The organism is Chryseobacterium sp. 22543 (genome assembly GCF_052044565.1).
Lineage (GTDB): Bacteria > Bacteroidota > Bacteroidia > Flavobacteriales > Weeksellaceae > Chryseobacterium.
In genome coordinates, this window is sequence record NZ_JBQENH010000003.1 from 171,584 (window position 1) to 183,161 (window position 11,578).

Here is an 11,578-nt window from a genome sequence, read left to right on the forward strand (position 1 = left end):
TAAAATGAAAAAAACTTTAATATATATCATCGTAGCAGCAGTACTGATAGGTTTAGCCGCTTATAAGATTGCCGGGAACAAAGAAAAGCAGACGCAGGAAGTAAAAGAAGTTGCCAAGCAGGTAGATAAAATCAACGTTAATATTGTAACCGTTACAAGAGAAAATATTGATACAGATTACTCTGCCAACGGAACTTTCATTCCTAAGCAGGAAATGAACCAGTCTTCTGAAATTGCCGGACGTATTGTAAGCGTTTTGGTAAAAGAAGGATCAAGAGTAAGTGCAGGTCAGGTGTTGGCAACTATCAAGAGAGATGCTATCGAAGTGGATGTTACACAGGCTCAGAATAATTTGCAAAATGCTATTATCGATAATCAGCGTTACGAAAATGCTTTTAAAACAGGAGGGGTTACAAAACAACAGGTTGATAACTCAAGACTTCAACTGAAAAATGCACAGGCAGCTGTGAAAGCTCAGGGAGTAAGAGTGAATGACACCAGCATCCGTGCAGGTATCAGTGGTACTATCAACAAGAAAATGGTTGAGCCGGGAACAGTAGTTTCTATAGGGACTTCCATGTTTGAAATTGTTAATATCAACAGCCTTAAACTTTCTGTATTGGTAGACGAAAGCCAGGTTGGCAGAATTGCACTCGGTCAGGAAGTTCCAATTAATGTGAATGTTTTACCGGAAGATTCTTTCAGCGGTAGAATTACATTCATTGCTCCTAAAAGTGATGCTACTTTAAATTTCCCGGTTGAAATTGAGGTTCAGAATAAAGGAAACCTAAAAGCGGGGATGTATGCAACTGCTACATTTAAAACAAATCACGGTGCTGAAACTCAAAATATGTTGACTGTTCCTGCAGAAGCTTTTGTAAACGGAGTAAGTTCAGGACAGCTATTTATTGTAAATAATGGTACTGCTAAATTAATTAAAGTTCAGACCGGTAAAGTATACGGCGACAAAGTTCAGATCTTAAGCGGACTGAATGGAGGCGAGCAGGTAATTACCAGCGGACAGATTAATCTTGATAACGGTTCGAAAATCAATATCGTAAAGTAAGCAGAAGATGAAGTTAGCAGAAATATCCATTAAAAGACCATCGCTGGTTATCGTATTATTTACGATACTTACGCTGGGTGGTTTATTAAGTTACTCCATGATGGGGTATGAGTTGATTCCAAAGTTTGAAACCAATATGGTAACCATTTCTACGGTATATCCGGGAGCTTCGCCTGCTGAGGTGGAAACTTCGGTAACCCGAAAAATTGAAGATGCTGTTGGTTCTTTGGAAAACGTGAAAAAAGTAGAATCTTCATCTTACGAAAGTTTATCGGTTATTATGGTGCAGCTGAATACCGGTGCCGATGTAAACTATGCTTTGAATGATGCACAGAGAAAAGTAAATGCTATTTTGGCAGATCTTCCCGACGATGCAGATCCTCCTTCTTTGCAAAAGTTCTCATTGGATGATCTTCCGATCATGACTTTGAGTATTTCCAGTAATAACCTGAATAATAAAGATCTTTATGATCTTTTAGATAAAAAAATAGAGCCTATTTTTTCCCGTGTAAACGGTGTTGCTCAGGTAGACCTTGTAGGTGGGCAGGAAAGAGAAATTCAGGTAAGTTTAGATGAAAAGAAAATGCAGGGATATGGTCTTGCCATCGCAGATGTACAGCAGGCAATTCTTTCTTCAAATCTGGATTTCCCAACGGGAGCTTTGAAAACAAGAACTTCAAGATCTACGATCAGACTTTCCGGAAAGTATAAAAATGTTGCTGAAATGAATAATCTTGTAGTTTCCAATAAAGATGGAGCTCAGGTTCGTTTATCTGATATTGCAACCGTTTTTGATACACAGAAAGATGTGGAGAAAGTTGCAAGATATAACCAGAATTCAACGATTTTACTTCAGGTTAAAAAACAATCTGATGCCAATGCGGTTTCAGTTTCGGAACTAGTGAAGAAAACAATCGCTGATGTTCAGAACAATTATAAAGCCCAGGCGATTAAAATAAATATTGTAGATGATACAACAGACTTTACGCTTGAAGCTGCAGACCATGTAATTTTCGATTTATTCTTAGCAATTATCCTGGTAGCAGTGGTAATGTTACTGTTCCTTCATAACATCAGAAACGCGTTTATCGTTATGGTTTCTATTCCGATGTCATTGATTGCAACGGTGATTGGAATGTATCTTATGGGATATACCTTAAACCTGATGAGTTTACTTGGACTTTCATTAGTTGTTGGTATTCTTGTGGATGATGCAATTGTAGTTTTGGAGAACGTTTATCGTCACATGGAGATGGGGAAAAGCAGAATTCGTGCGGCATACGATGGTGCTTCGGAAATTGGATTTACCGTAACGGCGATTACATTGGTAATTGTAGTGGTATTCTTACCGATTGCAATGAGCTCAGGATTGGTTGCTGATATCCTGGCACAGTTCTGCGTTACCGTAGTTATTGCGACAATGTTTTCGTTACTGGCATCATTTACCATTATTCCTTGGTTATCTTCAAGATATGGTAAATTGGTACACCTTTCAGGTAAAAATCCTTTTGAGAAGTTTATTCTTTGGTTCGAAAAGCAATTGGAAAAATTCACACACTGGATCACAGGAATTCTGGAATGGTGTTTGAAAACGACATTAAGAAGAGTAATGACGGTTATTGTAACATTTATTATTTTGATCTCTTCATTTATGTTGGTTGCATTTGGATTTATCGGAGGTGAATTCTTCCCTAAAATGGATAGAGGACAGTTCCTTGTTCAGATGGAATTGCCAAAAGATGCTTCTGTAGAAAAAACCAACCAGATTACTCTTGCTGTTGAAAAATATCTGAGAGAAGACAAAGATGTTGTAGATATGATCACAACAGTTGGTCAGCAGTCATCAGGTTTTGGTGGAGCACAGGCAACATTGTACCAGTCAGAGATTCAGGTGATTTTGGTAGATAAATCTGAACGTAATGAGAGCACAGATATCAAATCCGCAAGAATCAAGAGAGCTTTAGAAGAAAAATTCACAGGAGTTGAATTTAAAACAGCACCAATTGGATTAATGGGAGCAGACAATGCACCAATTGAAATGGTAGTGACAGCTCAGGATAACGAAACAGCAAATAAAGAGGCAAACAGAATTCTTGAGTTGCTTAAAAAAGTTCCTGGTTCTGTAGATGCAGAATTATCAACTGACTCTGGAAGCCCTGAAGTACAGGTGAATATCGACAGAGATAAAATGGCTTCTTTAGGCTTAAATCTTTCTAGTGTAGGACAAACAATGCAAACTGCATTTAACGGAAATACAGACGGAAAATTCAGAGCCGGAGAATATGAATATGATATTAATATCCGTTTTGGTGACGCGAACAGAAAATCTATTGAAGATGTAAGAAATCTTATGTTTACCAATCCTAAAGGAGAACAGGTAAGACTGAGCCAGTTTGCAGAAGTAAAAATGGGTTCAGGACCAAGTTTATTGGAACGTAGAGATAAAGCACCTTCTGTAAAGGTAAAGTCTAAAGTGGTAGGCCGTCCTGTAGGGGATGTTGCCAATGAATGGGCTGCTAAATTTATGGATAACGAAAAGACTAAACCGGCAGGAGTAAGCTACATCTGGAGTGGTGATATGGAAAACCAGACTGAAGGTTTCGGTACTTTAGGGATTGCATTAATGGCTGCTATTGTATTGGTTTATCTGGTAATGGTTTCATTATATGACTCATTTGTATATCCTTTCGTGGTATTATTTTCTATTCCTCTGGCATTGATCGGGGTAATGGTTATTCTTGCCATCACAGGAAATTCATTAAACATATTTACGATGCTGGGGATGATCATGTTGATTGGTTTGGTAGCGAAGAACGCAATTATGATTGTCGACTTTGCAAATATGAGGAAAGAGGCTGGTGCAAGTACGCATGATGCTTTGATCCAGGCAAACCACGCACGTCTTCGTCCGATCTTGATGACTACTATCGCGATGATCTTCGGTATGATCCCAATTGCAATTGCAAAAGGTGCCGGAGCAGAAATGAACAATGGATTAGCCTGGGTAATTATCGGTGGTTTGACATCGTCATTATTCCTGACTCTAATTATTGTACCGGTAGTTTATTCAATATTTGACTCTATCTTAAGAAGAATGGGCAAACATGAAAAAGTGGATTATGAAGCTGAAATGAAAGCTGAATATGAGCATAGAGAGCTAAGTGAAGATGGATTTACTACAAAACATGTAGACTAAATATAACAATCTTTAATTAACCGAAAGCCGTGTCATTTTTGATACGGCTTTTTTTTGCCGTTGATATAGATTCTTAATGTCTTTGCAGGCTTCGATAAAACCGCTGGATGATGTTTGTTAAGGAAAACCGCTGTTTTAAAGTCAAATTATTGACTTTTGTCATTCTGACGAAGGAAGAATCTCATTTTTAATCAAACACGAGATTCTTTACTGTATTTCATCTTGCTCAGAATGACATCAATTGTACAATAGATATTAATAAGGAGCGGGCTTTAGCCGAAACATAATATTAAAAACAAAAAAAGACTCCCAGAATAAACCGAAAGTCTTCAAATATTGTAATGTGAAAAAATTAATCTGCCATAGCCTCACCAGACTTTCTGTAGATAAAGTTTCCATAGATATGTCTTCTTGCAAAACGGCTTGGTGAATCAGCGTTGACCATTTTGATGTAGGTATTTCTTGGAACTCCCATATACTCATACATGTTTCCATTCAAATGTTGAACAGTCAAAATCGATTTCTCAAGATAGAAATCCTGAATGTTAGATTTTGTAGTCGTTTCTGTGTATTCTTCTTTATATTTATCCTGCGTTTCAGAATTAATACTTACCAAAAAGTGATACGCTTCAATCACAGACTTGCTTTTTTCTTCAGCTTCTGTTTTTCCGGCTTCATCATTAATGAATTTATCAGGATGTGTATCTTTCATCACATTTCTGTAAATAGTCTTTAATTCTTTTAAAGTAACATTTTTATCTACCCCAAGAAGTGTTCTGTGCTCACCAATTTTTTTCATATTCTAACCCTTATTTTCGGGGTGCAAAATTAAGCAATTAAATTTAAAAAACCATAACTTATTCATTATTAATTTATTTGGTGGGCTATAAAGTGAAAATTACCCTGTGTACAGACCTGTAGAATTTGTATAGTCAACCCTTACAGTTAATTAAACCCTGAATACAGATTTTTATTAAGTTTAAAATAAATAAATCCGTTCTTAAAATCAATGATGGTGTTGAATCTTTTTAAAAACTGATTACCAAAAAATCCTGCTATTTTTTCCGTAGCATCAATTCCTTCTGTGGAGCCGGAAAGGGTAATCGGGAGGTTATAAAGATATTTGTGAGCGAATTTCACAGCCGGACAGAGAACAACAGGCATTTCATACACAGAACCATCAGAACCTCTTGCTGTAGCTTTTCCTATGGTTTTCATAGTTTTGGACAAAGCATTGTTTTTCGCAAAAGGAGAGGCAATAGTAAGTGCATCATCAGCTCCGCTGTCGAGTCCAAAAAGTCCTGAATATTCTTTATCATTTATGACAATACTGCTTTCTACAGCAGGGTAGTTGTCGACCATATGCAGTTTCACCTTTTCATATCCCGTCAAATCAATGGACAGATCATTTTCTTCATAAAACCGGATTTCATTTTTATAATAATCAATTTCAATGATTTTTCCTTTCATCAGGTCTGTTCCGAAAACCCCGTCAAAATTGGCAGAACCATAGGGAATAAGAGTAAACTGTATATCATTTTTCTGAATGCTTCCAAACTGCACCGTATTGTGACTGCTGTAATCGACGGTATTTACTCCGTTTGAGCCTTTGTTTTCAGACTGTCCATCAATAGTAAGTGATACTTTTTTCTTTGCAGTGATATTGATGACAGAACCATCGGCACCTGTATCAAACAGGAACTTTATACTGTCAGTCTTATTGACTTTACAATAGATATAAACGGAATTGTTTTCCAGGGAAAAAGGAAGGATAGTGGGTGGTTTTTGAGCTGATATTGCTATAGAAAATAACAAGGTCAGAAAAATAACAATGAGTTTCATGGAATTAGTTTTTTACGCAGACGAAAATAATTGTAATCGTCGCTTCCACAAAGAAATAACAAGCTGTTAACCCTCTTTTAACCGTTTCTTAACCGTTCTCAATAAAAAGATCAGCAAATAAAAAACAGTACCCAATCTGAGTACTGCCATTATATTTTTTAATAATTAAATCTTTCAATTTTTGAATCAATATTATGGTTCATCACAAGTTCTTTTCAGCTTTGTAAAGATCTTATCAAAATCCTTGTAAGAGGTTACCTCATCTTCACGTTTCTGTCTGAAACTGCTGTTGGCACAGTTGTGAAATCCAAGACCAATAAGGTCTATCAACGCATAATCTTCTTTCTGCGGATCATTCATTTTGGCATCAAATCTCGCCATTACCCCTTTCGGATCAGCATTATTCTTACTCTTAAGCTCTGTGTAGTTTTTCCATGCGACAAACATCTTTTCTCTATCCGGAGAGGATATTGCATCAATCTGTTCTCTGCAGGTATTGTAATATTTACTGTTTCTAAGGGTGGAAGGATCAGAATAAGCAAGGATTTCTTCTTTATTCAACTGATATTCATTTTCAAAAGAATCAATGGTCTCTTCCATCAATTTTTTCCATCTTGGAAGATCAATAACTTTAATGCTGTATAATTCCTTTTTCTTTTCCTCATACTGCTTTTCAAGGTCCTGTAAGTAAGCTTCTCTGTTTTGGCGGATTTCTTCAAGCTGGGAAAGTTTAAAAACAGGTCGGGTATCAAATACAACTCCATTGAATTGGTACAAAAGCTTATTGACTCCGTCTATTTCTTCTTTTTTATATTTAGCCGAATCAAAATACCCTTTATTATCACAATTAAAAGTCTGATAACTGTAGGGTGTCAGATTGTTTGCTTTTGCAGGAGTTTTTTGCCCCCAAATAGTAATGGATAAGGCCAAAGCAAGCCCGATCATCATTTTTTTCATGTACATAACCTGTTGAAAGAATCCGAATTTTCTGAATTTCACTGCAAAATTAAGGCTTTAAATCCAAAATATAAAGGAATAAATAGATTTTCTCAATTGATTTTGCGAATTTTATATGGATTTTGTACTGCTATTTTTTTATTTTAAAAATTGTAGTCCATCAAATCTTTAAAAATGAATAGTAAAAGGCTGATGTAGAGGAATATTTGTTAATGATAATTGCTCACTTCAATAAGATTTTGATCCGGATCACGGAAATAAACCGATTTTATTTTACCAGTAGCTCCGGTTCTGTCTACAATGCCTTCAATGATTTTTATATTTTTCAGCTTTAGTTCTTCCATCACCCCATGAATATCTGTCTGTGCAATAAAGCAAAGATCAGCAGAACCACAGGTTGGAGTCTGTGCTTTAGGTTCAAATTCATGTCCTTTCTGATGCAGATTTATCTTTTGATTTCCAAAGATGAGTGCCTTTCTGTTTTCTCCAAAAACGACTGCCTCAAATCCCATGACATATGTATAGAATGCAATCGTTTTATCAATGTCTGCCACAGTTAAAACAAGATGGTCAAGGTTTTTAATTTCCATAAATTATTTTTTAAGCATCAATTCTGATCAAAAATAAAGATATTTATAGATCTGTTCTTCCGTTATTGATTGTTTTTTTAGATTTAAAATAATAGATTTACATGAATTAACACAAAACCATGATATATTATTTTTTTCTTCTTTTTATTATCGCTCTTTTTGGAGGAATCGCTTATCTGATAATGCGTTTTTTCAGTAAATGGACTAAGAATAGTAAGTATGAATTGATTTTTAATACATTAATATTTATCGGATCATTTTTTCTGGTATCATTTCTCAGTCTTTGTATTTTTTTTTCTACCGTTGATTTTTCCAGGTAATCCTGTATTTTTTCTGATCATTACATAAGCAATACAAAGGTTGATCAAAAGGGCAGCCCATACATTCAGTCCGTAAAAAAGCTGGTAATCATGCTGGGTTTCATTATACAAAAAATTTTTAATGATTCTGAAAGTAATTGCTGTTGTGGTTACTGCATAGCTTAACATCATATAATTGCTATGCCTGATAATATTTCCTTTTTTAATAGAAAGTACAGCAGCAACAGTGAAATAGGCCCAAAGAACATCCTGAATCAGAAATCCTGTAATTCCGATAAGACCTCCATTTGAAAACAATCCCAGTACAAAGCATGCCGGAACATTGATGATCAAAATATTGTAAATATATATTTTCCCAATGATCTTATGAAGGTCTCTGTTTTCCGCTAAAAACCGATTAGAAAATTGCGTAAGGCCAGCCAGAAGACAAAGCGTTATAGAAAAAATATGAATGTAGAAAAAAGTCATCCAGTACGGATTGCCAACTACCTGCTGCTTAAAGGCCAGAAATCCGATATTTTTATCAAATGATGTATATTGGGAAATCGTTTTCAGCATTAGAATACTGAAGATCAAAACTGAAAATACAGCTATTACTTTAATGATTTTTATTCCCAACATCTTCATTATTCATGGATTATTGTAGAAAATCTCGTAGATTGGAATTTAATCTTCCAAAACTTCTCTGATCTGTTAAATATACATTTTACTCATCATTTATCATCAATCAACTATCAATGATGTTCTCATTCTACATGATCCCTTTCATCCGTAGGTGCTGCAAAAGCATAATCGTTTTGGCATCTTTAACTTCCCCGGTATCAATCATAGTAAGACTTTCCTCAAAAGGTAATTCCAGAACCTCTATATTTTCACCTTCCTCTTCCAGTCCGCCACCGTCCGTTATTTTCATTTCATTTGAATATTCTGCAATAAAAAAATGAAGGATTTCCGTAACAGATCCGGGAGACATATAAGCTTCAAATACCTTTTCAACTTTGGAAATTTTATACCCCGTTTCTTCTTCTGTTTCCCGTTTTATACAATCTTCCGGGTTGTCATTATCCAAAAGCCCTGCACAGGCTTCAATAAGCATTCCTGTTTCATTGCCATTGATATAAGTCGGCAGCCGAAATTGTCTGGTTAGAATAACCGTGTCTGAAAGTTTGTTGTAAAGAAGAATAACCGCTCCGTTTCCACGGTCGTAAGCCTCTCTGCTCTGAGTTTCTGTAGTTCTGTCCTTTTTTAAAACAGAATAGGTGACTTTGTTTAAAGTATACCAGTTGTCTGAAAGGACTTCGGTATGAAGGATGGTTATATCAGGGTTTTGCATAAGGAATATCTTCTATGTTATAATAAATGGTCAGACCTCTTTCTTTGGCTATTCTTACATCCTCATCAGCTCCTTTTGAAGCTCCTTCTATACGAAGCACTGCATCACATTTTTCAAGAAGGGCATGAGCTACCGGATACTGTATTTCCTGCCAGGCTTCATCACCTATTTGGGTAGAACCGGCAAGATGGATCAATGGCAGCGCAACCCATTCTCCGATAATAGGAATGTGCCCCTTTCTGAAAATAGGAAGAGCAACAGCTTCAAGATTGTGAAGATTCTGCTGGATAAGCTGCGGATCATCGTTCGTTCCGCTGCGGTAAGGACCTGCAATAAGTATAAACATAATTTTTTTGGGTAAAGTAACAGAACTTTCAGAATAAAAAAAATAATATAGCTTAAGAGAAACTGTTTTTTTGTTTGGATTTTATAAGGCTTAAAAATTCGGGAGTGATCCCTAAATAAGAAGCAATTTGCTTTTGTTTGATACGCTTTACCGCTTCAGGATATTTCTGAAGAAAATTATAATAGCGTTCTTCTGCCGGTAAAGAAAGATTTTCAATCGTCCGGAGCTGTTCTCTGATGTAGGCGTTTTGCATCATGATCCGGAAAAAGCGTTCAAATTTCGGTATCTGGTGATAAAGTTCATCCAGATGATCTTTTTGAAGCTGCAAAATACAGCTTTCTTCTAATGCTTCAATATTCAGCATCGCAGGTTTCTTATTGATAAAACAATACATATCCGTGATCCACCAGTCTGGAACAGCAAACATGATTGTAGATTCTTTTCCTGTAGTATCTATATGAAAAGCTCTCAAAATTCCTGTCTGAACAAAATTGATCTCTTTACAGACTTGCTGCTGTTGCAAAATCAATTCTTTCTTGGTTACCTTTTTTTCTTTTAACAGAGACAGAAAATAAGACTGCTCCTGATTGGTGAGCGAAATATGCCTGGAAATGTTTTTTAGAATTAAAATTTCTTCCCCCATTCTGTTATTGCTTCTTTAATAGATTTTCTAAAGCCTCATTCAGGTCCGGAAACTTAAAATGAAATTCGGCATTCTGGATTTTCTGTGAAGAAGCTCTGGAACCTTCCAGTATAGCCGTAGCTAGTTCTCCGAAGATTAGTTTTAATACAAATCCTGGAACATTGGGCATGAATAAAGGTTTTTTAAGTATTTTGGCAATCTTTTTTGTAATATCTTTATTAGTGGCATGTTGGGGAGAAACAGCATTATAAGCTCCATTCATTGCTGAGCTTTTTAAAGCTAGCTCATAAATAGAACAAATATCTTCAACATGAATCCATGGCATATATTGCTGGCCACTTCCTAAAGGCGATCCTATATAATATTGAATAGGAGGTATCATTTTCTTTAAGGCCCCGTCTTTTTCGGAAAGTACAACAGCCGTTCGTATTTTAACCACTCTTTCTGCCAGATCCTGTTCTTTGAAATCATCTGCAGCCCTTTCCCATAAAACCACAACTTCACTTAAAAAATCATTGCCGGGAGGATCACTTTCAGTGTAAATCTTTTCCGAAGTTTCAGTACCATAAAAATTAATTCCTGAAGCTGAAATAAAAGACTTAAGCTTGAGTTTATTTTTTCTTAAAGCAGTTCGAAGTAATTCCGCTGAATCAACACGGCTCGAGATCAATTCTCTTTTTCTTTCAGGTGTCCAGCGCTTTTCTGAAATGTTGGCACCAGCAAGATGAATAATGTGAGAAACATTTTCCAAAGCTGTCTCATCTATATTTCCTTTTCTGATATCCCATTCATATTCATGATCATGTTCTTTTTTTCGGGTCAGAAATCTGATTTCATATTCTTTGCCTATCTTTTTGGCCAGTTCTTTGGCGATCATACCACTGGCTCCGGTGATCAGAACAACTTCTTTCATACTATTTTATTTAAGGTGTGTGGGTTATGCCTGATTCTTTACAATCAGTACAAAATCATCTTCCAGAAGTTTATAGCCGTAATCATAAATAAACTTGTATTCAGAACCGTTTTTATAAACCTTCAGATTGGTGAAATAATCAAAATCAAAACCTAAGCCATCCAGTCTGGACCTGGCTACTTTTGTTTTACCATCAGTATTAATTTCCATCAGGATTCGGTAGTTTTTGCGGAGTTTGTTGTTCACATTCCGCATCAGGTTGTTAGAATCCTTATTTTGCTTATTGTTATAGGCGTTTCGGCAGGCGTCGTTGCAAAACTTTTTATCAGACCTTCCGATGATTTTTTCGCCACATTCCAGACAATTCATCTT

12 protein-coding genes are annotated in these 11,578 nt (G+C 36.0%); 2 read left to right on the forward strand and 10 right to left on the reverse strand.

Annotated elements, in window-relative coordinates:
* Nucleotides 1-4 precede the first annotated feature (4 nt).
* Nucleotides 5-1,066, forward strand: a complete 1,062-nt coding sequence (locus tag ACTJIP_RS11545; protein ID WP_077416840.1) for an efflux RND transporter periplasmic adaptor subunit — start codon at nucleotides 5-7, stop codon at nucleotides 1,064-1,066.
* Between the two features lie 7 nt (nucleotides 1,067-1,073).
* On the forward strand, nucleotides 1,074-4,262 hold the full coding sequence (locus ACTJIP_RS11550; RefSeq protein WP_077416842.1) for an efflux RND transporter permease subunit: 3,189 nt from the start codon (nucleotides 1,074-1,076) through the stop codon (nucleotides 4,260-4,262).
* Between the two features lie 352 nt (nucleotides 4,263-4,614).
* On the opposite strand, the gene ACTJIP_RS11555 is transcribed toward ACTJIP_RS11550, so the two are convergent.
* From ACTJIP_RS11555 to ACTJIP_RS11600, 10 genes are all read right to left on the reverse strand, one after another.
* Nucleotides 4,615-5,061: a KTSC domain-containing protein gene (locus ACTJIP_RS11555; RefSeq protein WP_047385336.1), complete on the reverse strand. Its 447-nt coding sequence runs from the start codon at nucleotides 5,059-5,061 to the stop codon at nucleotides 4,615-4,617.
* A 146-nt stretch (nucleotides 5,062-5,207) separates the two neighbouring features.
* Nucleotides 5,208-6,104 carry a retropepsin-like aspartic protease gene (locus ACTJIP_RS11560; protein WP_440704599.1) on the reverse strand — a complete coding sequence of 299 codons (897 nt, stop codon included), beginning with the start codon at nucleotides 6,102-6,104 and terminating at the stop codon, nucleotides 5,208-5,210.
* 192 nt (nucleotides 6,105-6,296) lie between these two features.
* The gene (locus tag ACTJIP_RS11565; RefSeq protein ID WP_077418048.1) at nucleotides 6,297-7,061 is read right to left on the reverse strand and encodes a hypothetical protein; all 765 of its coding nucleotides are present in this window, start codon (nucleotides 7,059-7,061) and stop codon (nucleotides 6,297-6,299) included.
* A 209-nt stretch (nucleotides 7,062-7,270) separates the two neighbouring features.
* Entirely contained in the window at nucleotides 7,271-7,651 is a 381-nt protein-coding gene (locus ACTJIP_RS11570; RefSeq protein WP_180563890.1) for a VOC family protein, read from the reverse strand.
* A 269-nt stretch (nucleotides 7,652-7,920) separates the two neighbouring features.
* Entirely contained in the window at nucleotides 7,921-8,592 is a 672-nt protein-coding gene (locus ACTJIP_RS11575; protein WP_180563889.1) for a DUF2306 domain-containing protein, read from the reverse strand.
* Nucleotides 8,593-8,722: 130 nt separating this feature from the next.
* Nucleotides 8,723-9,304 carry a GDP-mannose pyrophosphatase NudK gene (gene nudK, locus ACTJIP_RS11580; RefSeq protein WP_077416849.1) on the reverse strand — a complete coding sequence of 194 codons (582 nt, stop codon included), beginning with the start codon at nucleotides 9,302-9,304 and terminating at the stop codon, nucleotides 8,723-8,725.
* Nucleotides 9,291-9,650, reverse strand: a complete 360-nt coding sequence (locus ACTJIP_RS11585; RefSeq protein WP_219072797.1) for a DUF4406 domain-containing protein — start codon at nucleotides 9,648-9,650, stop codon at nucleotides 9,291-9,293. Before ACTJIP_RS11585 ends, nudK begins: the two co-directional genes overlap by 14 nt.
* Before the next feature lie 52 nt (nucleotides 9,651-9,702).
* Nucleotides 9,703-10,293 (reverse strand): Crp/Fnr family transcriptional regulator, encoded by a 591-nt coding sequence (locus tag ACTJIP_RS11590; RefSeq protein WP_219072796.1) that lies wholly within the window; start codon nucleotides 10,291-10,293, stop codon nucleotides 9,703-9,705.
* A 4-nt stretch (nucleotides 10,294-10,297) separates the two neighbouring features.
* Nucleotides 10,298-11,206, reverse strand: coding sequence for a TIGR01777 family oxidoreductase (locus ACTJIP_RS11595; protein WP_180563887.1), 909 nt, complete (start codon nucleotides 11,204-11,206; stop codon nucleotides 10,298-10,300).
* A 24-nt stretch (nucleotides 11,207-11,230) separates the two neighbouring features.
* Nucleotides 11,231-11,575, reverse strand: a complete 345-nt coding sequence (locus ACTJIP_RS11600; RefSeq protein ID WP_047374313.1) for a hypothetical protein — start codon at nucleotides 11,573-11,575, stop codon at nucleotides 11,231-11,233.
* Nucleotides 11,576-11,578: the final 3 nt, after the last annotated feature.

What these genes read in the sequence shown, in the direction of transcription:
- ACTJIP_RS11595 (WP_180563887.1), bottom strand. Translation starts at nt 11,206, where the DNA reads ATGAAAGAAGTTGTTCTGATCACCGGAGCCAGTGGTATGATCGCCAAA.
- ACTJIP_RS11555 (WP_047385336.1), bottom strand. Translation starts at nt 5,061, where the DNA reads ATGAAAAAAATTGGTGAGCACAGAACACTTCTTGGGGTAGATAAAAAT.
- ACTJIP_RS11565 (WP_077418048.1), bottom strand. Translation starts at nt 7,061, where the DNA reads ATGAAAAAAATGATGATCGGGCTTGCTTTGGCCTTATCCATTACTATT.
- ACTJIP_RS11545 (WP_077416840.1), top strand. Translation starts at nt 5, where the DNA reads ATGAAAAAAACTTTAATATATATCATCGTAGCAGCAGTACTGATAGGT.
- ACTJIP_RS11570 (WP_180563890.1), bottom strand. Translation starts at nt 7,651, where the DNA reads ATGGAAATTAAAAACCTTGACCATCTTGTTTTAACTGTGGCAGACATT.
- ACTJIP_RS11550 (WP_077416842.1), top strand. Translation starts at nt 1,074, where the DNA reads ATGAAGTTAGCAGAAATATCCATTAAAAGACCATCGCTGGTTATCGTA.
- ACTJIP_RS11600 (WP_047374313.1), bottom strand. Translation starts at nt 11,575, where the DNA reads ATGAATTGTCTGGAATGTGGCGAAAAAATCATCGGAAGGTCTGATAAA.
- nudK (WP_077416849.1), bottom strand. Translation starts at nt 9,304, where the DNA reads ATGCAAAACCCTGATATAACCATCCTTCATACCGAAGTCCTTTCAGAC.
- ACTJIP_RS11575 (WP_180563889.1), bottom strand. Translation starts at nt 8,592, where the DNA reads ATGTTGGGAATAAAAATCATTAAAGTAATAGCTGTATTTTCAGTTTTG.
- ACTJIP_RS11590 (WP_219072796.1), bottom strand. Translation starts at nt 10,293, where the DNA reads ATGGGGGAAGAAATTTTAATTCTAAAAAACATTTCCAGGCATATTTCG.
- ACTJIP_RS11585 (WP_219072797.1), bottom strand. Translation starts at nt 9,650, where the DNA reads ATGTTTATACTTATTGCAGGTCCTTACCGCAGCGGAACGAACGATGAT.
- ACTJIP_RS11560 (WP_440704599.1), bottom strand. Translation starts at nt 6,104, where the DNA reads ATGAAACTCATTGTTATTTTTCTGACCTTGTTATTTTCTATAGCAATA.